At 75.0% G+C, this 19,941-nt stretch carries 18 protein-coding genes; 10 read left to right on the top strand and 8 right to left on the bottom strand.

Going from position 1 to position 19,941, the window contains the following annotated elements; translation table 11 throughout:
* Nucleotides 1-18 precede the first annotated feature (18 nt).
* From ACFWA9_RS01345 to ACFWA9_RS01335, 3 genes are all read right to left on the bottom strand, one after another.
* Nucleotides 19-960, bottom strand: a complete 942-nt coding sequence (locus tag ACFWA9_RS01345; RefSeq protein WP_380382284.1) for an alpha/beta fold hydrolase — start codon at nucleotides 958-960, stop codon at nucleotides 19-21.
* A 58-nt stretch (nucleotides 961-1,018) separates the two neighbouring features.
* Nucleotides 1,019-1,954 carry a DUF4231 domain-containing protein gene (locus ACFWA9_RS01340; protein ID WP_329489210.1) on the bottom strand — a complete coding sequence of 312 codons (936 nt, stop codon included), beginning with the start codon at nucleotides 1,952-1,954 and terminating at the stop codon, nucleotides 1,019-1,021.
* A gap of 175 nt (nucleotides 1,955-2,129) precedes the next feature.
* A complete protein-coding gene (locus tag ACFWA9_RS01335; protein ID WP_380382240.1) occupies nucleotides 2,130-2,894 on the bottom strand; it encodes a sugar isomerase domain-containing protein in 765 nt (254 codons plus the stop codon).
* A gap of 220 nt (nucleotides 2,895-3,114) precedes the next feature.
* On the opposite strand from ACFWA9_RS01335, the gene ACFWA9_RS01330 reads away from it, so the two are divergent.
* Nucleotides 3,115-3,807 carry a metal-dependent transcriptional regulator gene (locus ACFWA9_RS01330; RefSeq protein WP_352291441.1) on the top strand — a complete coding sequence of 231 codons (693 nt, stop codon included), beginning with the start codon at nucleotides 3,115-3,117 and terminating at the stop codon, nucleotides 3,805-3,807.
* Nucleotides 3,808-4,392: 585 nt separating this feature from the next.
* Here the strand turns inward: ACFWA9_RS01330 and ACFWA9_RS01325 are convergent.
* A complete protein-coding gene (locus tag ACFWA9_RS01325; RefSeq protein WP_380382238.1) occupies nucleotides 4,393-5,100 on the bottom strand; it encodes a bifunctional DNA primase/polymerase in 708 nt (235 codons plus the stop codon).
* 306 nt (nucleotides 5,101-5,406) lie between these two features.
* Here ACFWA9_RS01325 and ACFWA9_RS01320 point away from each other — a divergent pair, with 306 nt between their 5' ends.
* Together ACFWA9_RS01320 and ACFWA9_RS01315 are read left to right on the top strand one after the other, a co-directional pair.
* Nucleotides 5,407-6,783 (top strand): transcriptional regulator, encoded by a 1,377-nt coding sequence (locus ACFWA9_RS01320; RefSeq protein ID WP_329489213.1) that lies wholly within the window; start codon nucleotides 5,407-5,409, stop codon nucleotides 6,781-6,783.
* Nucleotides 6,784-6,956: 173 nt separating this feature from the next.
* Nucleotides 6,957-8,111 carry a hypothetical protein gene (locus ACFWA9_RS01315; protein WP_380382236.1) on the top strand — a complete coding sequence of 385 codons (1,155 nt, stop codon included), beginning with the start codon at nucleotides 6,957-6,959 and terminating at the stop codon, nucleotides 8,109-8,111.
* Between the two features lie 134 nt (nucleotides 8,112-8,245).
* Here ACFWA9_RS01315 and ACFWA9_RS01310 read toward each other — a convergent pair whose 3' ends face one another.
* Entirely contained in the window at nucleotides 8,246-9,547 is a 1,302-nt protein-coding gene (locus tag ACFWA9_RS01310; RefSeq protein WP_352291438.1) for an ABC transporter substrate-binding protein, read from the bottom strand.
* Nucleotides 9,548-9,720: 173 nt separating this feature from the next.
* On the opposite strand from ACFWA9_RS01310, the gene ACFWA9_RS01305 reads away from it, so the two are divergent.
* Together ACFWA9_RS01305 and purU are read left to right on the top strand one after the other, a co-directional pair.
* Complete coding sequence (locus tag ACFWA9_RS01305; RefSeq protein WP_352291437.1) at nucleotides 9,721-10,236, top strand: hypothetical protein; 516 nt, start codon at nucleotides 9,721-9,723, stop codon at nucleotides 10,234-10,236.
* A gap of 191 nt (nucleotides 10,237-10,427) precedes the next feature.
* Entirely contained in the window at nucleotides 10,428-11,294 is an 867-nt protein-coding gene (purU, locus tag ACFWA9_RS01300) for a formyltetrahydrofolate deformylase (RefSeq protein WP_380382233.1), read from the top strand.
* A 120-nt stretch (nucleotides 11,295-11,414) separates the two neighbouring features.
* Here the strand turns inward: purU and ACFWA9_RS01295 are convergent, their stop codons facing one another.
* On the bottom strand, nucleotides 11,415-12,599 hold the full coding sequence (locus ACFWA9_RS01295; RefSeq protein ID WP_352291436.1) for a zf-HC2 domain-containing protein: 1,185 nt from the start codon (nucleotides 12,597-12,599) through the stop codon (nucleotides 11,415-11,417).
* A complete protein-coding gene (locus ACFWA9_RS01290; protein WP_380382231.1) occupies nucleotides 12,596-13,387 on the bottom strand; it encodes a sigma-70 family RNA polymerase sigma factor in 792 nt (263 codons plus the stop codon). The genes ACFWA9_RS01295 and ACFWA9_RS01290 overlap by 4 nt, the downstream gene beginning before the upstream one ends.
* A 545-nt stretch (nucleotides 13,388-13,932) precedes the next feature.
* Between ACFWA9_RS01290 and ACFWA9_RS01285 the strand changes: the two genes are divergently transcribed.
* Nucleotides 13,933-14,487: an ATP-binding protein gene (locus tag ACFWA9_RS01285; protein ID WP_380382229.1), complete on the top strand. Its 555-nt coding sequence runs from the start codon at nucleotides 13,933-13,935 to the stop codon at nucleotides 14,485-14,487.
* A gap of 393 nt (nucleotides 14,488-14,880) precedes the next feature.
* On the opposite strand, the gene ACFWA9_RS01280 is transcribed toward ACFWA9_RS01285, so the two are convergent.
* Nucleotides 14,881-15,858 (bottom strand): GlxA family transcriptional regulator, encoded by a 978-nt coding sequence (locus ACFWA9_RS01280; protein WP_380382227.1) that lies wholly within the window; start codon nucleotides 15,856-15,858, stop codon nucleotides 14,881-14,883.
* 169 nt (nucleotides 15,859-16,027) lie between these two features.
* Between ACFWA9_RS01280 and ACFWA9_RS01275 the strand changes: the two genes are divergently transcribed.
* From ACFWA9_RS01275 to ACFWA9_RS01260, 4 genes are all read left to right on the top strand, one after another.
* Nucleotides 16,028-17,419 carry an MFS transporter gene (locus ACFWA9_RS01275; protein ID WP_380382225.1) on the top strand — a complete coding sequence of 464 codons (1,392 nt, stop codon included), beginning with the start codon at nucleotides 16,028-16,030 and terminating at the stop codon, nucleotides 17,417-17,419.
* Between the two features lie 21 nt (nucleotides 17,420-17,440).
* Nucleotides 17,441-17,968: a GNAT family N-acetyltransferase gene (locus ACFWA9_RS01270; protein WP_329489222.1), complete on the top strand. Its 528-nt coding sequence runs from the start codon at nucleotides 17,441-17,443 to the stop codon at nucleotides 17,966-17,968.
* Between the two features lie 107 nt (nucleotides 17,969-18,075).
* Nucleotides 18,076-18,417, top strand: a complete 342-nt coding sequence (locus ACFWA9_RS01265) for a DUF4229 domain-containing protein (protein WP_329489223.1) — start codon at nucleotides 18,076-18,078, stop codon at nucleotides 18,415-18,417.
* Between the two features lie 122 nt (nucleotides 18,418-18,539).
* Nucleotides 18,540-19,778: a LacI family DNA-binding transcriptional regulator gene (locus ACFWA9_RS01260; RefSeq protein ID WP_380382223.1), complete on the top strand. Its 1,239-nt coding sequence runs from the start codon at nucleotides 18,540-18,542 to the stop codon at nucleotides 19,776-19,778.
* The last annotated feature ends 163 nt before the right edge of the window (nucleotides 19,779-19,941 follow it).

Raw genomic sequence — 19,941 nt, 5'->3', positions numbered from 1 at the left:
GGGCCCCGGGAGGCCGCGTCAGGGCCTGAGCGGGCCGCCCGGCGGCAGGCCGGCCGAGGGCAGCCCGGTGGAGGGCAGCCCGGTGGAGGTCTGGCCGGTGGAGGTCTGGCCCGCCGCCCAGGCCAGCGCGGCGGTCATCACCCGGAAGGCGCCGAAGTGCGCGGCCCCGGGCTCCAGGAAGAGCGAGGCACCGGGGATGTGGTCGCCCAGCCAGCGCGAGTGGTCGACCGGGGAGAACTGGTCGTCGGCGCCGTGCCAGAGCCAGGTGGGCACGGCGATGTCCTCCACCTTGAAGCCCCAGTCGGCGGTGAACGCCAGCACGTCGTCGATCCAGCCGTCCGCGCCGTGCCGGAAGGCCTCGCGGTAGTTGCTCTGCAGCATCCGGCGCAGCCCGGTGTCGGCGACCACCTCGCGGTCGGTGGGCGGCAGTTCCGGCCGCAGACCCCGCAGCAGCCGGCCCGGGTCGGCCCGGATCTGCTCGGAGCGGAACCGCATCGTGTCGGCCATCCGGTTGTGCCCGCGCTCGGCCTCCCGGTACGCCCGCACGTTGGAGGGGGTCATCCCGCCGTACCAGTCCAGGCCGGTCGCGTTCCTGGGGGCGAGGCCGACCAGGACGGCCACCCGGCTGACGCGCTCGGCCAGCAGCGCCGCGCAGGCCAGCGCGTGCGGTCCGCCGCCGGAGCGGCCGAGCACCGCGAACCGGCTGAGCCCGAGGGAGTCCGCGATGGTCCGCACGTCGGCGGCGGCCGCGCTCACCCGGCGGCCGCGCAGCCGGGTGGAGTCCCCGTACCCGGGCCGGTCGTAGGAGATCAGCCGGACCCCCAGCCGGTAGAGCACGGTGCTGCGGGGGTGCGGGCCGACCCGGCTGCCGGGCATGCCGTGCATCAGGAACACCGGCCGGCCGCGCGGGTCGCCCACGGTCTCGACGGCGAGGGCACGGCCGTCGGCCGCCTTGACCATCCGTAATGACACGCGCGGCCTCCTCAGGCTCCGGTCCGGGCTCCGCTCGGGGCCCCTGTCAGTGGTCCCGGTCGGTCGTCCCGCGCACCTCGCGGCGGGCCTGCCAGGTGGTGTGCTCCCGGGACACCGCGTCCTCGGCGTCGCGGGCCAGCCGGGCCCAGATCTCCTCCGCGTCGGCCGAGGCGACGTCCAGCCCGGCCAGCTGGCGGCGGATCAGCTCCAGTTCGTCGGCGGCCAGGCGGTAGGCGGCGGCCAGCGGCCGGTACTGGCGCAGCTGGGCCCAGGCGGTGACCGAGGCGGCCACCGCGGAGACCGTGCCGAGCGCGTCGTAGCGGAACCAGCCCATCGCCCGCAGGACGGCCAGCACCAGGCCGAGCAGCGGCAGCACCACGCCCAGCACGCCGGTCCAGAAGCCGGCCCGGGCGCAGTAGCGGGCCTTGGCGCGGTACCAGCCGTGCTGCACCTGGATCCGCTGCCGCAGGTACACCTCGCGGCGCACCGCCAGCGGCTGGCCGCGCAGGCCGCGCATCGCCTCGGTGACCCCGGTGCCGTCGCCGCCGTCCGGGCCGGCGCCCCCGGCGGCCGGGCCGAGAGCGCCGCTGCCCCGGAAGGCGTTCAGCACCCGGCCGAGCTGGAACCGGTACAGGCCCTCGGCGTCCGGCAGGCTGCGCGGCGGCGGCTGGTACGCGTCGGCCCGGACGGCGAACTTCCAGGCGAGCGTCTTCACCGACTCGGCCGCGGCCCGGCCCTCGTACCAGAGGCCCTGCGGGTTCTGCCGGCTGATCACCAGGGCGAGGACGATCGCGCCGAGGTAGGCGACGGCGGCCGGCCAGGCCCAGGGCTCGCCGTCGGCCGAGCCCGCCGCGGCGGCGGCCACCAGCAGCGCCAGCTCCCAGGCGGAGAGCAGGACCGACCGCCGCTGGCCCCGCAGCGAGGCGGTGTCGGCGACCCGGAACAGCTCGGGCAGCAGGTCCTCCTCGCGCGCCCACCCCATCGGATCCGCACCCGACGCCATCCTCGGCCCCCACCCGTCGCTCCGGTCGCACCGTCCTCCTGCCCAGCCCGCCCGCCCGGCACGCCCGGCCGGGGCCGGGCCCGGCCGCATTGGCCGGGATGCCGCCGGAGGTTGTCCCATATCGTGAGGGTCCGGGGCGGCCGGGCCGGGCGGCTCAGTAGGTGTAGAAGATCCGCTCCGCGTTGTCGGCCATCTGCTTGGCGTTCCACTCGGTGCCGCCGGGGACGTTGCCGGAGCGGAACAGCGGCGGGGCGGCGCCGTCGCCGGCGGCCGCCGCGTCGGCCAGCCGGCCGACCGCCGAGGCGACCACGGCCTGCATCAGCGCGCTGGTGACGATGGTGGAGACCGGGCCGAAGGTGGTCTCCGCCGCCGGGTGGGTCAGCTCGCCGTCCCCGACCGCGATCTTGTTGTCCAGCACGACGTCGCAGTGGTCCTTCAGATAGGTGCCCGACGGGTGCGCCGACGGGACCTCCGCCGGGTACGCCAGCGAGGTCACCCCCACCACCTTCAGGCCGCGGGACCGGGCGTACTGGGCCAGCTCGACCGGCATCACCTGGCGGCCGGAGAGCGAGATGACGAACAGCAGGTCCCCGGCGGTGGCGGGGGTGAGGTCCAGGGTGGTGGTGGCCAGCCCGGAGACCCGCTCCAGCGCGCTGGCCAGCGGGGCCGGCATCACCGTCACCCCGGCCATCCCGGGGACGTCCAGCAGGTTGACCGGGACGAGCCCGCCGGCCCGGTAGACCACGTCCTGGGCGGCCAGCGAGGAGTGGCCGGAGCCGAAGGTGAAGATCCGGCGCCCCTCGCGGACCGCCCCGGCGAGCAGCGCGGCGGCCGCCTCGATGTTGCCGGCCTCCTCGGCGCGGACCCGCCGCAGGTGCTCGATCGCGGCGTCGAAGTACCGGCCGACCAGGTCGCTCATCTGTTGCCTTCGCTCTCTGCCGGTGGGGGCCGCCGGCCGGGTGGGACGGCCCGCCGACCGGGCCGCCGATGGAGAAAGCTACGGCGAGCACGGTGCTGCCTCACCGGTGCCGCTGTCAACAGGAACGAAAACCCGCCCCCGGAGCCCCTGCGCGGGCCCGGTTGCCTGCCCGGTACGTCAGAATTGGCGATGAGGACACCGAGGAACGGAGCCAGCGGCGATGTCTGGGCTGATCGACACCACTGAGATGTACCTTCGCACCATCCTGGAACTGGAGGAGGAGGGCATCACCCCGATGCGCGCCCGGATCGCCGAGCGCCTGGAGCAGAGCGGCCCCACGGTCAGCCAGACGGTCGGGCGAATGGAGCGGGACGGGCTGCTGCAGGTCGCGGGCGACCGCCACCTCGAACTCACCGAGGAGGGTCGCCGGCTCGCAGTGCGGGTGATGCGCAAGCACCGCATCGCCGAGTGCCTGCTGGTCGACGTGATCGGGCTGGAGTGGGAACAGGTGCACGAGGAGGCCTGTCGCTGGGAGCACGTGATGAGCGAGACGGTCGAGCGCAAGGTGCTCGCCATGCTCGGCCACCCCAGCCAGTCGCCGTACGGGAACCCGATCCCCGGGCTGGACGAGCTGGGGGACGCCAAGGCCGAGGGCGAGGGCTTCGACGCCGCGCTCGTGCCGCTGGACTCGGTGCGGCCGGGTGACGGCGGCGCCGACGTGGTGGTCCGCCGGATCGGCGAGCCGATTCAGACCGACGGCGAGCTGATGCGCACGCTGCGCCGGGCCGGGATCCGGCCGGGCTCCACGGTGCGGGTCTCCGCCGGGGTCGGCGGGGTGCTGGTGGGCACCGGCGACAACGCGGCCGAACTGGGCAAGGAGATCGCGGCGCACGTCTTCGTCGCGCAGCCCTGACCACGGCGCGGTGCGCGGCCGTGACGGCCTCGCCGGCCGTGCGACGCGAAGCGATGAGCAGGGCCCGGTGCTCCCGAAGCACCGGGCCCTGCTCGCCCTCCCCGTCCCTCCCGCTCCCGCGGCACCGGCCTCCCCGAACCCGGCCGGTGCCACGGCCCCTCCCGCTCCCCTCCTGTTCCCTCCCGCTCCCCACCTGTTCCCTCCCGCTCCCCTCCCTTTCCCCTCCGCTCCCTCCCGACCGCCTCGCCCGGCTTCCCCGTCCGAGCGACCCTTCCGGCGTCCCCTCACGGTGGAATTCCTCCCCTCGGCAGATCATGGCAATCCTTGAGCGTTGTCACTCGTACGAGGGGCTTTCGCCGTTGACCAGCGGGTACATCGAAGCCTTATCCGCACATGCGTCTGACGGGCCCCGCCTCCGGTGGGGGGCAAGGCCCGTCAGTCGCGCGCGGGGTGTCGCGCATCGCACGCCCTCACCCGATAGGCGTAGGGCGGCTGTCCACGGGGTGGTGAATCATTCGGCCGATCACCGGCCCGATCACCGGCCCGTCCCGGCCCGGGGCCCGGGTCCGGGCGGTCGGCCGGGCCTCAGCGCACCGCCGCCGGCTGGGCCGGCCGGGGGCGGACCGAGGGCGCCTCGCGGCCGCACGCGTAGGCCAGCGGGCTGATCAGCTCCGCGGCGTCGGGAAGCCAGCGGTTCAGCGCGGACGGCGAGCGGGCCCACTGCGCGAAGCCGCTCGGACCGACCCGGGACGGCGGGGCCACCGTCCAGTCGCCCTCGCCGCGGGCCACCAGGTCCAGCCGGCCCGGCGGCCAGCCGAGCCGGCGCAGCATCTCCGGCAGCTTGGCCGCCACCCCGGGCAGTACCAGGAAGTGCAGCCGCCGCCCGTCCCGGCCGGGCGCGGCCGGGACGGCCACCACCGGGCCGAGCTGGAGGTCCATCCGCTCCATCCGGGCCAGCGCGAGACAGCCGGCCACCTCCGGCACGTCCAGGACGTCGAAGGACCGGCCGGTGGGCAGCAGGATCGAGGCGTCGGGGCGCTCGGTCCACCAGCGCCGCACCGCACCCGGACCGGCGCTCGCCTTGCGGGCCCAGTCCGCGTCGATCGGGTGCGCACCGGGCAGCGGGCAGCGGCCGTCGCCGCAGGAGCAGCGGGCCGGCCCGTCGCCGTCGATCAGCCAGGCGCCCGGGGCGACCTCCCAGTGGCGGTTCTCGGCATAGCTGACGGCTTCGATGAGCAGCGGAGGGAGGCCGGCGTCGCCGCCCTGGTCGGGGGAGTCTGGGATGTCTTCCACGCGCTGCTCAACTACCGTGCGTGAGGCTGGTTACGGCCCGGCGCGAGCGGGTCTGCCCGGCGGCACCGATTGTCACCCGAACCGGTGAGGCAACCGAGTTGGGGCGGGCGACGGTGGGCGCAGTGGGGGCGCACGGGAGCATTTACCAGGGCGCGTGGGGGGTGGGGATCGTCACCGTGGGTATCCCGGTGGCGTTGCTGATCGCTAACCTGGTGTCAGATTCCTTGGACGGTCGGACAGTCGGCAACAGATCAGCAGAATCGTCGCCCGCCGGCCGGGACCGGAGGGTGTGGGGAGGCGAAGCCAATGGCCGCGAGACCACTTGTCGCACGACAGCCCAACGAGCGTCTGCAGCAGCTGATCCAGGAGGCCAGCTGCTCGAACGCCGGCCTGGCGCGGAGGGTCAACCTCTGCGGGGCCGAACACGGCCTGGACCTGCGGTACGACAAGACCTCCGTCGCGCGCTGGCTCCGCGGCCAGCAGCCGCGCGGGCAGGCGCCGGCGGTGATCGCCGAAGCGCTCGGGCGCAAGCTCGGCCGGGGCGTGTCGGTCGAGGAGATCGGCATGGCCGACGGCAAGAACCTCAGCTCCGGGATCGGGCTGCAGTTCGCGCCGACGCTCAACGCCGCGCTGGAGCAGGTCTGCGAGCTCTGGCGCAGCGACGTCGGCCGGCGGGACTTCCTGACCGGGGCGACGGTGGCGGCCTCCGCCCTGGTCGAGCCCAGCCGGGACTGGCTGATCACCCCGCCCGACCCGGTGGTGGCGCGCACCGGCGGCCCGCGGGTCGGTCCGACGGACGTCGCCGCCATCAAGGCGACCACGGCGATGCTGGTCGACCTGGACCACCGGTTCGGCAGCGGGCACGTCCGCCCGGTGGTCGTCCACTACCTCAACAGCGTGGTCTCCGGCCTGCTCGGCGGCGCCTACCGGGAGGAGACCGGGCGGCAACTCTTCGCGGCGGTCGCCCGGTTGACGGAGCTGGCCGGCTACATGGCGGTGGACACCGGGCAGCCGGGGCTGGCCCAGCGCTACTACATCCAGGCGCTGCGCCTCGCCCAGGCGGCCGACGACCGCGGCTACGGCGGGTACGTGCTGGCTGCCTCGATGAGCCACCTGGCGGCGACGCTCGGCAATCCGCGGGAGATCGCCCAACTCGCCCGCGCCGCGCAGGAGGGCGCCCGTTCGGTGGCCACTCCGACGGCGATGGCGATGTTCTACGCGGCCGAGGCCCGCGGCCACGCCCTGCTCGGCGACGCCCGCTCCTGCGAGGCGGTGGCCGCCAAGGCGCTGGAGGCGATGGAGCGGCGCCGTCCGGAGGACGACCCGGACTGGATCGTCCACTTCGACGACGCCTACCTGGCGGACGAGCTGGCCCACTGCCACCGGGACTTGGAGCAGGCCGGCCAGGCCGAGCACTACGCCCGCCGGGCGCTCGACCTGCACCCGCCGACCAGGGTGCGGCGCCGCGCGGTGGACCTGGTGCTGCTGGCCACGGCCCAGTTGCAGCAGCGGGACCTGGAGCGCGCCTGTGAGACGGGCGCGCAGGCGGTCCGGCTGCTGAGCGGGCTGCGGTCCAACCGGGGCGTCGAGTACCTGGACGAGTTCCGGCGGCGGCTGGAGCCGTACCGGGAGCAGCGGGTGGTCCGCGAGTTCCAGGCGCGGGCCGAGGCGGAGGCCGCCTGACCGGGGCGAGGAGCGGCGCGTGAGGGGCCGGTGAGGGATGGACCGCCCACGTGGTCACCCGGTTCGGTGAACCGGTAGCGTGGGCGCGACGTCCAAGGAACTGTGATGCCCCCAAGAACCGACGAGATGTGGTCCGCCGTCAGCGCGCGGTCGTGCACAGGTGAGGAATCGCGTTGAGCCAGCGCCGCTCGTACCCCAACTCGGGTGACTTCAACCTGGACGATCTCTTCCGTCCCGAGCCGAGTCAGCCCCCGGGGCCGGACGCCCAGGGCCAGCTGCCGCCCCCGATGCCCGGCCAGCAGCCGCCGGCCGGGCTCCAGGGGCAGCAGCAGCCGCCCGGACAGCCCTCCGGGCAGCCGGAGTACCTCGGCGGCGGTGGGCACGGGCTGCCGGCCCAGGGCGCCTCGTGGGGCGGCCAGCCGCTGCCCGCCCAGGGCGCCCCGTGGAACGGCGCTCCGCAGGCCGCCCAGGCGCCGGAGACGCAGTACCTGCCGCCCTACCCCTCGGGGGACCCGCAGGCGGCCGGCTACCCGGCGCGGCCCGGGCACCAGCAGCCCGCTCCGGGCTATCCGCAGCAGCCGGACCACGGCTACCCGGCCTACCAGCAGGCCCCGCCGGAGTACCCGGCCCCGCATCAGGGGTACCCCGGGCAGGACTTCCCGACCCAGGCCGGCAACCGCGGTGGCGGGCGGTCGTCCGGCAAGCTGATCATCGGCGGGGTGGTGGCCGGCTGCGTGGCCGCCGGCCTCCTGGTCGTCGTGCTGATGAACGGGGACGACGACACGGCGGACCCGGGGAAGAAGGCCGCCCCGGCGGCCACCGGCAGCAGCACGGCCGGCAGCCCGCCGCCCGCGAGCGGTTCGGCGGCGGCCGTCAGCCCCGAGGTCAAGGCCCAGGCCCAGCCCCTCTCCGACCTGCTGGGCACCGCCAACGACAGCCGTCAGGCGGTGATCGGCGCGGTCGCCGCGGTGCAGAAGTGCGACAAGCTCCCCGAGTCCCAGCAGGCCCTGACCGAGGCCGCGGGCAAGCGCCGGGAGCTGCAGACCAAGCTCGCCGCGCTCAAGACGGACAAGCTGCCCGGCGGCCCGCAGCTGGTCGAGCAGCTCAACGCGGCCTGGCAGGCCTCGGCGACCGCGGACGACGAGTACGCGGCCTGGGCCGCCGACGCGCAGAGCGCCTGCGACCCCAAGAAGATCGACAACCAGCACTACAAGAACGCGGTCCAGGCCAGCGGGACCGCCACCCTCGCGAAGAAGCAGGCCTCCGGCCTGTGGAACACCATCGCCGGCCAGACCGGCCTGCCGACCCGCGGCGACGGCGACCTCTGACGGCGACGGCCTCCGACGGCGACGGCGACCCCTGACGACGACGGGGTCCGCCCCCGGCGGGGCCGGCCCGGACATGCGGCGGGGCCGGCCCGGGTTGACCGGTCCGGCCCCGCGGCGGGCCCCGTCGAGGCCCGTCAGGCCGGCGGCCGGCTCCCGGTGAGCACCCAGCGGACGTCCACGAAACCCGGCTGCTGCAGGGCCAGCCGGCCGCCCTTGACCACCTGGTAGGTCACCCAGGTGTTGACCAGCCGGGGCGACTCGGTGCTGGCCAGCATGTTGGTGGTGCCCCAGTTCAGCGGCGGGGTGAGCCCGACGTCGATCTGCTCGCCGCCGTCCAGCAGGGCGGTCACGGTCTTGGCGGTGAGCGGGCGGCCGGCGGCGGAGAGCCGGTCGGCGACCTGCCGGAAGACCTCGTAGGCGACCCAGGTGGTCTGCGCCCCCGGGTCGGAGACGTCCACGCTGCGGCCGCCGGCGGAGTCGCCGGACACCACCGAGCGCAGCGCGTCCCAGACCTTGGCCGACTCCGGCGGGTACCAGCTGGTGACGAACGCGCCGGCCAGCGGGCCGCTGTCGCCGCCGGTGGAGTCGACCACCGACTGCTGGACGCTGCCGATCACCGAGGCGACCCGGGTGTTCTTGGGGCCCAGCCGGCGGTAGGAGTCCAGCAGGTTGCCGGTCGGCTCGGCGGCGAGCGCGGAGGTGATGCAGTTCCCCGGTTCGTCCTTGCCGATCGCCTTGCGGACGACCGGCGCGTAGTCGCTGGACTGCTCGGGCGCCTTGACGTCCAGCAGCTTGATCCCGGCCGGCTTGAGCGCGTTGGCCAGGTAGCCGAGCAGGTTGTCGCCGGCCGGGGTGTCCGGCCGGACCAGCGCGACGGCCTTGCAGCCGGCCTCCACCAGCTGCCGGCCGCTGCCGCCGATCAGCGCCGGCAGACCGCCGCCCACCGGGTAGGAGAGCGGGCTGCTGAACTCGGGCTGGGAGAGCCCGTACCCGCCGATCAGCGGGATGCCGGCGCGCTCCAGGACGGGCATGAAGCTGTCCCCGTACTGGCTGTAGGAGCCGAGCACGGCGACCGCCTTGGCGTCCACGGCCTGCTGCGCGCAGGCCGCGGCCCCGTCGGCGGTGTTGTGCTCGTTGCAGGTCAGGACCCGCAGCGGGCGGCCGTTCAGACCGCCCTTGGCGTTGAGGTCGCGGCCGATGGCCTCGGCGAGGGCCGTCATGCCGGGCCGGTCCGCGGTGCCGGTGCCGGACGGGGCCCAGGTCATCACGGTCAGTTCGCCCTTGCCGGTGGCGGCGTCGGCCGGTCCGCCGCACGCGGAGGCCGAGAAGAGGGTGGGGAGCAGCGCCACGGTGATGGCGGCTGCGGCGATCGGGCGGCGGTTGCGCCGTGCCACGATCGGGTTCTGAGCCTGGGACGAGCCCTTGAGGCCGGTCATCGGTCTTCCCTCCCGGGGCGCTTCTGCTGCGTACCGGCCCAGCCAAGCCCGGGCGTCGCAAGCAGAGAGGGCCGAAAAGCGTACGAACGGCAAACGCCGACGGAACTCCGGGCGGGGACGCGTGTAGACAGGGAGTGGAGCACGAACCGTCGGGGAACGTACGATCGCTGTCCATGTCCGCCAGCTCAGATTCTTCGTATCGGTCTTCCCGAAACCCTTCTCGTCCGGGCCACCGCTCCAGCACGATGGGCGGCATGCCGCTCAACGACCTGCCCTGGTGGCGCTGGCGAGCCCGACTGCGCTCGGCGCTGCACATGCTGTCCGACCCCGGGTTCCAGCAGGAGACCTGGCTCTCCGGCCGGGAGGGCTTCGGGGACGTGACCGACGCCGTCTACCGGCTGGTCGAGGACACCTGGCTGGACCGCTGGTCCGCCGAGAAGTACGTCGGCACGATCTTCCGGGACTCGGCCGAGGCGGCGGTGGTGGACGTCGCGGTGCTGCGGGTGGTCCGGATCCTGCACCAGGTCGGCGCGGACGCCCCGGCCTCCGCCTACCTGGGGCACCACGGCTGGCCGGAGGCGGTCCGGGCGGCCCGGGAGGCCCACGTCAAGCTGGCGGTCAACGACGGCGAGGACCCGGACGCCCCGCCGCGCTCGCTGGACGTGCTGCGCATCCTGACCTCGTCCTGAGCCCGTCCTGACCTCGCCCTGAGCCCGTTCCGGGCGCTTCGGCGCGGACCCGCGCCGGCGGCTCGGGTCCCGGCCTGCCCGCCGGTGGGCCGGAGCGTCCCGCAGTGCGGGCAGCGGAACGGTCGCTGTCCAGGATGTGACACGCTGGACCATTCACCACCGGCACGACCTCAGGACGGGATATCCCCACCGTGGAACAGCAGACGGCCAGCGCCCAGTACGTCCTCACGCTGTCCTGCCCCGACAAGCAGGGCATCGTTCACGCGGTCTCCAGCTACCTCTTCATGACCGGCTGCAACATCATCGACAGCCAGCAGTTCGGGGACGGGGACAGCGGACTGTTCTTCATGCGGGTGCACTTCACCGCGGCCGAGCCGGTGAGCGTGGACAAGCTGCGGGCCAGCTTCGCCGCGATCGGCGCGTCGTTCGGGATGGAGTGGCAGATCCACCCGAGCGAGGAGCGGATGCGGATCGTCCTGATGGTCAGCAAGTTCGGGCACTGCCTGAACGACCTGCTGTTCCGCACCCGGATCGGCGCGCTGCCGGTGGAGATCGCCGCGGTGGTCTCCAACCACACCGACTTCCGCGACCTCACCGAGGGCTACGGGATCCCGTTCCACCACATCCCGGTCACCCGGGACAACAAGGCCGCGGCCGAGCAGGAACTGCTGGACCTGGTGGCCAAGGAGAACGTCGAGCTGGTCGTGCTGGCCCGCTACATGCAGGTGCTCTCGGACGAGCTCTGCACCGCGCTGTCCGGCAAGGTGATCAACATCCACCACTCCTTCCTGCCGAGCTTCAAGGGCGCCAAGCCCTACCACCAGGCCCACACCCGGGGCGTGAAGCTGATCGGCGCCACCGCGCACTACGTCACCGCCGACCTCGACGAGGGCCCGATCATCGAGCAGGAGGTGGCCCGGGTGACCCACGACATCACCCCGGACCAGCTGGTCGCGCTCGGCCGGGACGTCGAGTGCCAGGCGCTGGCGCGCGCGGTGAAGTGGCACAGCGAGCACCGGGTGCTGCTCAACGGCACCCGCACGGTGGTCTTCACCTAGAGTCCGTCCGGGTCCGCCCGCGCCGCCCGCCCGCGTCCCGCTCGCCCGCGTCCCGCTCGCCCGCGTCCCGCCCGCCCGCGTCCCGCCCGCCCGCGTCCCGCCCGCCCGCGTCCCGCCCGGCTAAGGGCGGGACAGCAGCGGCGCCGCCCGGAGCACCTCGCGGATCGCCGCCCGGTCGCCGTGCTCGCCGACCGGCACCCGGTCCGGGTCGCGGTGCGCGGCGGCCAGCTGGCAGAACTCCAGCCCGTCCAGGACCATCGCGGCCACCGGCTCACCGCCGGGCGGTCCGCACTCCGGGCCGTCCAGCGGTATCAGCCACTCGCCGGCGGCCGGTCCGTCGATGACCAGCCGGATCTGCCGGCCGGTCCGGGCGGTGCCGTCGGGCGGTCCGCCCGCGGGGGTCCCGGCGTGCTCGGGCCGGGAGGCCCGCAGGCCCGCCAGCGCGGCCGGGAGCATCCGTACGGCCAGGTCGACCATCTGCCGCAGGTGCTGCGGCGCCGGCGGGGCGTACGGGTAGGCGACCGCGCGGGCCACGTCCTCGCCGTGCACGTAGCACTCGAAGGCCCGGTCGACGAAGGCGTCGCGCAGCGGGACGGTCACGAAGCCGAAGTCCACCGGGGTGTTGCCCTGCGGGGCCAGGGCCGCGGTGCGGACCAGCTCGTGGCAGTGCCGGCGCCACCGGGCCCGGACCCGCTGCGGGGGCTGCCCGGCCTGCTCGGCGGTCAGCCGGGCGGTGCGCTCGGTGATCCCGGCCCACGGCGGGCCGCTCTGCCGGGGCACCCGGGGGAGCGGGGGAGCCGCGTCCTGCGGCGGCACCCGGCGGTCGGCCGTCGCCGCGCCGCCGCCCGGGACGGGGTCGGGCAGCCCGAGGGCGAGTGCCACGTAGCCGTCCACCGCGGCGAGATGGCAGAGCACCTCGGCCGGGCGCAGGTACTCGGTACCGCCGTGCCAGGGGAGTTCGGCGACCTCCTGCCACTCCTCCGGGCCGAGGTCGCGCAGCAGTGCGTCGAGCTTGGCGGTCTCCGCGGTGTAGGGAACGCCCCAGTTGGGGACGGGCAGTTCGGCCGGCCGCCGGGTCAGGCACCAGTCGAGGACCTGCTGGCGCAGCGAGGCGGGCTGGTCGAGCGGCTCGTCGGCGGAGAGCCAGCCGGCCGCGTCCCGGAGCCGGGCGGCCTCCTCGGCGCAGCCCGGGCAGCCGCGCAGGTGCTGCTCCAACTCGGCGGCCTCGCGCCGCGGGCAGGCACCCAGGGCCCAGGCGCCGAGCAGCGAGCGCAGGGCCTCGTGCTGCTCCTCGGTGATGGTCACGTGCCCCCGCCCTCGTTCCCGTGGCGCGGTCCGTCGTGCCGGCGCCCGTCGTGCCGCTGTCCGTCGTCGTGCCGGCCTTCGTGGTGCTGTCCCTCGTGGTGCCGATCGCCGTGCCGCTGCCCCGGGTGCCCCGGTCCCTCGTGCGGCGCGGTGCCCTGCCGCGGCCCGCCGTCGCACCCGTCGTGCCGCCGGCAGTCGGGCGGGCCCGGCTGCCGCTGATGGGCGCGCTCCTCGGCGAGTTCGGTGGCCAGCAGCTCCAGGCCGAGCCGCATCCGCTGCTTGGCGGTCTGCTCGGTGATGCCGAGCCGGCGGGCCGTCTCCTGGTAGGTGCGGCCGTCGTAGTACGACACCTCGATGGTCTCACGCAGGCTCTGCGGCAGGGAGTCGACCACGTACTGGACGCGGGCGGCGGTGGCCACGGCCCGGATCTCCTCCTCGACCGGCCCGCCCGGCGCGCCGGTGCCGTCCGCGCCCTCGACGCCCAGCGGGGCCTCGGCGGCCCGCCGGACCCGCAGGCGGTCGACGGCGCGGCTGTGCGTCAGGGCGCCGAGCCAGGAACGGAGCGAGCCCTGGGCGGGGTCGAAGGCCTCGGGGTGCTCCCAGACGTGGGCGAATATCTCGCGGGTCAGCTGGGTGGCGGCGGCCTGGTCGGCCAGTATCCGCCCGGCCAGTCCGTGCACCATCGGCGCGAGCTGGTCGTACAGTTCGCCCAGCGCCGTCTCCTCGCCGCGGGCGAGGCGCCGTTGGAGCTGTTCGTCCCAGCGCGGGGCGCTGCCGGGGGTGGCCATCGGTAACCACCCTCCTACCGTGGGGTTCGCTGCCGTGCCCAACGGTATCCTGCGGCCTTCCGGGAGCGGGCGGATTCGGGACCGGAGGGGCCACCCGGTTTCGGATCGTCACATCGTGGGATCTGCCGCGGATCCCGCTGTTCGAAGGCCGTTGGACATATGTCGCACGGGTGGTTCGCGAGTGGCGGGCGGCGCGCCCGGGGTGTCCGGCGGTAGGTTCGCCACTGCATGTCCGGCCGGTCGGCCCGGGCCGGACGATCGCCGGTACGAGGCTCGCCAGAGTGAACGGGACAGTATGCACTGCCCTGTCCCCCGATCGTTGGAATATGCCCGAAGCGCTTGCTGCGGTCCGCCCGTCGAACCATCCTGAGGCGTATTCGTGTCGCAGCCGGAGCGCGACGGACGAGATGGCGCGGGCGTGACGTACCGGATGTGGACGTACGGCGGCCCGGCCTGCGGCGGCCCGGCGGGAGCCGGGACCAGCCGGCCGGACGATCCGGCCCGATCGAGACGATGGCCGAACTGCGAGTGCGGGTGGTGGAGCGGTGCAGGTTCTTCAGGTACAGCTTGCGGTGCGGGCGGACCCCGCGGAGGTCGGCCGGGCCCGCCGCTGGGTGCGCTCGCGGCTGCTCAACCACGGGGTGGACCCGGACGCTCCGATCGCCGAGACGGTCGTCCTGGTGGTCTCCGAACTGGTGACCAACGCCGTGGTGCACACCGGCTGTCCGGCCGTCCTGCGGCTCTGCTTCCCCGTCGACGACTCCCCGGCCGGGAGCGGTACTTCGGCGGCCGGCGGCTGCCCGCCGGGCGGCGGACCGGTGGACGGGACGGGCTGCGGCGGCGCGCCGCGGGAGACGGCCGCGATCGGCCCGCTCCGGGTCGAGGTCGCCGACGCCAGCCAGGCCGCGCCGGCTCCCCGGCACGCGGGGGCGGACGCCGACGCCACCAACGGGCGGGGCCTGGAGCTGGTCGAACTGCTCTGCGACCGCTGGGGCTGGTATCCGGACGGTTCGGGCAAGCGCGTCTGGTGCGAGATCGGCGCCGGCGCGCCGCCGGTGGACCCGCTGACCGCCGTGGACTGGGCCGCACTGGCCCAGTGAGGCCCGACGATCAACGGGCCGAAACCTGACGCAACCATTCCGAATTTCGGACAACCCATTGACGTGACGTATCCGACTGATCACTCTGGGAGCAGCTCTCCGTTGCGAGGGGACGCCGAGGGAACACCCGAACGCCGCTGCGGTGCTGCTGTCCAGGGGGATCATGTCAGCAGGGGGGCCGTGGTACGCCGATCGCGCGGTGGCTCCTTGGCGAGTGCGGTGGGCTTTGCGCGGGTTCAGGGCCCGTGCTTCACGATCGGATGGCGGCGGGCCGTGCCGTGCTCGGGGTGCGTGCGGCCCGCCGCCGTCCGATCCGTGCGTTCCGCAGGGCCGGTTCCGGTCATTCGCCGCCCACTTGTCCGCCGCTGAGCGGCCCGCGGGGGTGGCGCACCGTCAGTGCGACCGCTCCACCGACCGGAAGGTGCGCCGGTACGCGCTCGGCGCGACGTCCAGCCGCCCGCGCAGCCGCAGCCGCAGCGAGGCCGCCGTCCCGAAGCCGGACTCCCGGGCCACCTGGTCGATGGTCATGTCGGTGCTCTCCAGCAACTGGCGGGCGCGCTCGGCGCGCTGGACCGTCAGCCACTGGCCCGGGCTGCTGCCCGTCTCCTCGCGGAACCGCCGCGTGAAGCTCCGCACGCTCATGCCCGCCCGGTCGGCGAGCAGGCGCAGCGGGAGCGGCTCGTCCAGGTGCTCCAGCGCCCAGGCACGGACCGCCGCGGCGCCGGGGCCGGCGTCGACGGCCGGGCGGGGGAGTTCGACGTACTGCTTCTGGCCGCCCTCGCGCCAGGGCGGCACCAGGCAGGTGCGGGCCACCGCGTTGGCCACCGCGCTCCCGTGGTCGCGGCGCACGATGTGCAGGCAGAGGTCGATGCCGGCCGCCACCCCGCCCGAGGTGAGGACGTCCCCGTCGTCGGTGAACAGGACGTCCGGATCGAGCCGGACCTTCGGGTACAGGGCGGCGAAGAGCTCGGTGTAGCGCCAGTGGGTGGTGGCCGGACGGCCGTCCAGCAGTCCGGCGGCCGCCAGGACGAAGGAGCCGGTGCAGATCGACACCAGCCGGGTGCCGGGCCGGATCCTGGCCAGCGCGGCGACCAGGGCGGGATCGAGCCGGGCGTCGACCTCCCGGGGCCCCTGGTCCGCGGAGGCCGGGATCACCACGGTGTCCGCCCACTCCAGGAGTTCGGGCCCGTGGTCGACGGCGATCCGGAAGTCCGTACTGGTGGGGACCGGCCGGCCGTCCACGGTGCAGGTGGCCACCTGGTAGTGCGGCACGCCGTCGGCGTCCTTGGCCGACTCGAAGATCCTTGCGGGGATGCCCAGTTCGAAGGCGATCACCCTGTCGAGCGCCAGTACCGCGATCCTGTGCGCCATCGCGCCCGCCCTTCCGTTCCCCGCCGGCGCCCGCCGCCTGCCGCCGGGCACCCCGCCGCCCGTCGCCCGGGCCGGCGACCAGCGTACGCCGAACCGCTGGCCCGATCTTTGCGAAAGCTGGCAGTCAGGCCACTCGTGGCCGTTCGGGCCGTTCGGGAGACTCGGCCGGGTGAACGAACGCCACACCCCCACCCCGGGCCCGACCGCCGCGCCGGCCCGCGCCGAGGCACCGGCCCCCGCACCGGACCCCGCCCCCTCCGGGCTCCCGCGGCCGAGCCGCACCGGACGCCCCCGGCCGCACTACGCCTGGGTGGTCGCCGCGGTCTCGCTGCTGGTGCTGCTCGGATCGGCCGGCTTCCGCTCCACGCCCAGCCTGATGATGGACGCGCTGCACAACGAGTTCGGCTGGTCGATGGGGACGATATCCAGTGCCACCTCGGTCAACCTCGCGCTCTACGGCCTCACCGCCCCCTTCGCCGCCGCGCTGATGGACCGCTTCGGCGTCCGGCTGGTGGTGGTCTGCGCGCTGCTGACCATCTCGGTGGGCGCCGGGCTCACCATGCTGATGCGCGAGCCCTGGCAACTGGTCCTCTGCTGGGGCGTGCTGGTGGGCCTCGGCAGCGGCTCGATGGCCGGCGCGTTCGCCACCACCGTCACCGGCCGCTGGTTCCGGGCCCGCCAGGGCCTGGTCACCGGTGTGCTCACGGCCGCCGGCGCGGCCGGCAACCTGGTCTTCCTGCCGGTCGGCGCCTGGCTGGTGGAGGAGCACGGCTGGCGTTCGGCGGTCGTCGTCGTCTCGCTGGCGGCCAGCGCGGTCGCCGTCCCGGTGCTGCTGCTGATGCGCGAGCGCCCCGCCGACCTCGGCCTGCTCCCGTACGGCGCGACCGAGGAGCCGCCCCCGCCGGTGGCGGACAACCGGGCGCTGGCCCGCTCGCTGCGGGTGCTCCGGGACGCCTCCCGCAGCCGGGCGTTCTGGCTGCTGGCCGGCTCCTTCGCGATCTGCGGCGCGACGACGGCCGGGCTGGTCGGCACCCATTTCATCCCCGCCGCGCACGACCACGGCCTGCCGGTCACCACGGCGGCGAGCCTGCTGGCCCTGATCGGGATCTTCGACGTGATCGGCACCATCGCCAGCGGCTGGTTCACCGACCGCTTCGACTCCCGGCTGCTGCTGGTCGTCTACTACGCGCTGCGCGGGTTCTCGCTGTTCCTGCTGCCGCAGCTGTTCGCGGGTTCGCTGGAGCCGCCGATCCTGGCCTTCGTGATCTTCTACGGCCTGGACTGGGTGGCCACCGTCCCGCCGACCGTCGCGCTCTGCCGACGGCACTTCGGCGACGACGCGCCGATCGTCTTCGGCTGGGTGCTGGCCTGCCACCAGCTCGGCGCGGCCGCGGTGGCCGGGCTGGCCGGCCTCGCCCGGGACGCGCTCGGCACCTACGACCTCGCCTGGTACGCGGCCGGCGGGCTCTGCGCGGTCGCCGTGCTGCTCTGCCTGGCCCTGCGGGCGGACCGGCCGGGGGTGGGGGCGGGGCCGGGGGCGCCGGCACCGGGCCTGTCGTGAGCGGACACTAGGCTCACCGTCATGACGCTCGCCTTCACCCTCGACCCCGAGCCCGGTCCGGACCTGCGCGCCGACATCGTCCGGCTCTGGACCGACGTCACCAACGCCGGCGGTGCGGTCGGCTTCGTGGCGCCGGTGACGGAGGACGAGGTCTGGAAGACCGCCGACCCGCACTTCGCCGGCCTCGCGCCCGCCGGGCCGGACCGGCTGCTGATCGCCCACGAGCGGGAGAGCGGCCGGCTGGCCGCCCTGCTCTTCCTCGACTCCATGCGGTTCGGCCTGATGGACCACTGGCGACTGCTCAAGCGCGTCATGGTGCACCCCGACTTCCAGGGCCGCGGCTACGGCGCCGAGCTGATGGCCGAGGCCGAGCGGGTGGCCCGGGCCTGGGGGCTGGAGGGACTGCGGCTGACCCTGCGCGGCGGTCTCGGGCTGGAGGCCTTCTACGCCCGCTGCGGCTACACCGAGGTCGGCCGGGTCCCCGCCGCGATCCGGGTGGCCCCCGGGGACGACCGCGACGACGTCACGATGTGGCTGGACCTGCGCTGACGGAGGGGCCGCGCGGGGGGCTGGGTGACCCGTGCCCCGCGCGGCGCGGCGGGCATGCTTCACTGGGATACCGGTCCGGTCCCCGCGCAGAGAAGGATGTGTCCCCCGTGAGCAGCAAGGTGAGCGACAAGTCCCACGCCACGCTCCGTTACACCTCCATGCGGGTCAGCATCTTCCTCGGCTGCCTGCTGGTCGCCCTGCTGCTGGGCCACTTCCAGGTCATCCCGGTCAAGGGGCAGACCGGCGCGATCTTCCTGTTCCTGGTGGCCGCCGTGGTCTCGGCGCCGCTCAGCTACGTGCTGCTGAGCCGGCAGCGCGACGCGATGTCGGCCCAGATCTCCGGCAGGGTCGACGGCCTCCGCAGCCGGACGGCCGCGCGGATCGCCGACCAGAACGCCGAGGAGGACGCGGCCGACGACGCCGCGCGCGCGACCGCCCTGCAGGGCTGATCCGCGTCACCGCCGTGCCTGCCCCCGACCCCGAGCCGCCGGCCGAACCGGTGTCCGAACCGGTGTCCGAAACCGAGCCGCCGGCCGACCGCGAGCCGCCGGCCGAACCGGTGTCCGAACCGGTGTCCGAAACCGAGCCGCCGGCCGACCGCGAGCCGCCGGCCGAACCGGTGTCCGAAGCCGGGCCGCCGGCCGGGCCGCTCTCCGAGCCGCTGCGCGAGCCGCTGCCCGGGCCCGCCGCGCCGCAGGGCGGGAGCGTCAGCGGCACCTGGCCGGCTCCGGTCCGCAAGCCCACCGGGCGGGACGTGGCACGGCTCGCCGGGGTCTCGCAGGCCACCGTCTCGCTGGTGTTCTCCGGCCCCGAGGCGGGCCGCCGGGTCTCCGACGCCACCCGGGAGCGCGTCCGGGAGGCGGCCCGCAGCCTCGGCTACCGCCCGCAGGCGGCCGGCCGGCAACTGCGGCTCGGCCGCAGCGGCATGATCCTGCTGGCCGTGCCGAACATCCTCGGCCCGTTCTTCGGCCGGGTGCTGGAGGGCGTCCACGAGGAGGCCGGCCGGCACGGCCTGGCCGTCGTGGTCAGCTCCGGCTGGGGGAGCGCCACCCTCGCCGACGCGGCCACCACCAGCCGGTTCGACGGCCTGCTGATCTGCTCCCCGGACGACAGCCAGCTCGGTGCGCTGCCCGCCGACACCCCCGCGGTCTTCCTGGACGCCGACCCCGGCACCGACCCGGCCCGGCCGACCGTCGAGCTGGACGTGGCCGGCGGCATGCGCGCCGCCGTCGAACACCTGGCCGGGCTGGGCCACCGGCGGATCGGCCGGCTGCGCTCCACCCACGCCGCCTACACCTTCCGGGTCCGCCAGGCCGCCTTCGAGCAGGCCGCCGCGGAACTCGGCCTGGACGTGGTCGAGCTGGGCGTCAGCCTCAACGAGGGCCAGCCCGCCGCCCGCGGCGCCGCCCGCCGGATGCTGGCGGGCCCCGACCGCCCGCACGCGGTGATCTGCGACGACGACGTGGTGGCCTCCGGGGTCTACCAGGCGGCCGCCGAACTCGGTCTGCGGGTGCCCGCGGACCTCTCGGTGGTCGGCATCGACAACATCCCGGTGGCCGAGCTGCTCACCCCGCCGCTCACCACCGTGGACCTGCCCGGCGAGGAGCTGGGCCGGGCCGGGGTCGCGGCCCTCGCGGACCTGCTCCGCGGCGAGCCGGTCGCGCCGGTGCCGCCGCTGGCGACCTCGCTGGTGCTGCGCTCCTCGACCGCGGCCGGGACCGCCGCGGCCGGGAGCCCCGCGGCCGGGAGCCCCGCCGCCGGCGCCTCGCCCGCCGGGACCTCGCCCGCCGGGACCGGCCGTTCGGACTAGTTCGGACAGGTGAAATGCCGTCAGGACGTCTCGCGCCGCAGCGGTGGGTGAATAGACGGACGATGAGATTCCGGCGTGCGGGCGTTCCGATCAACGGTCTGATCACCGACACCCCTGCCGGCCGGGACGGAGTTCGTCGGCCGGACCCCGTCGACGGTCAGTG

The sequence above is a fragment of the Kitasatospora sp. NPDC059973 genome (genome assembly GCF_042737525.1).
Lineage (GTDB): Bacteria > Actinomycetota > Actinomycetes > Streptomycetales > Streptomycetaceae > Kitasatospora.
The sequence above is the reverse complement of the archived record's forward strand: the minus strand, read 5'-3'. Positions and strand labels throughout refer to the sequence as shown.

Bases quoted from the DNA above. Each gene is read 5' to 3' on its own strand.
- ACFWA9_RS01345 (WP_380382284.1), bottom strand. From the start codon at position 960: ATGGTCAAGGCGGCCGACGGCCGTGCCCTCGCCGTCGAGACCGTGGGC.
- ACFWA9_RS01340 (WP_329489210.1), bottom strand. From the start codon at position 1,954: ATGGGGTGGGCGCGCGAGGAGGACCTGCTGCCCGAGCTGTTCCGGGTC.
- ACFWA9_RS01335 (WP_380382240.1), bottom strand. From the start codon at position 2,894: ATGAGCGACCTGGTCGGCCGGTACTTCGACGCCGCGATCGAGCACCTG.
- ACFWA9_RS01330 (WP_352291441.1), top strand. From the start codon at position 3,115: ATGTCTGGGCTGATCGACACCACTGAGATGTACCTTCGCACCATCCTG.
- ACFWA9_RS01320 (WP_329489213.1), top strand. From the start codon at position 5,407: ATGGCCGCGAGACCACTTGTCGCACGACAGCCCAACGAGCGTCTGCAG.
- ACFWA9_RS01310 (WP_352291438.1), bottom strand. From the start codon at position 9,547: ATGACCGGCCTCAAGGGCTCGTCCCAGGCTCAGAACCCGATCGTGGCA.
- ACFWA9_RS01305 (WP_352291437.1), top strand. From the start codon at position 9,721: ATGTCCGCCAGCTCAGATTCTTCGTATCGGTCTTCCCGAAACCCTTCT.
- ACFWA9_RS01290 (WP_380382231.1), bottom strand. From the start codon at position 13,387: ATGGCCACCCCCGGCAGCGCCCCGCGCTGGGACGAACAGCTCCAACGG.
- ACFWA9_RS01280 (WP_380382227.1), bottom strand. From the start codon at position 15,858: ATGGCGCACAGGATCGCGGTACTGGCGCTCGACAGGGTGATCGCCTTC.
- ACFWA9_RS01270 (WP_329489222.1), top strand. From the start codon at position 17,441: ATGACGCTCGCCTTCACCCTCGACCCCGAGCCCGGTCCGGACCTGCGC.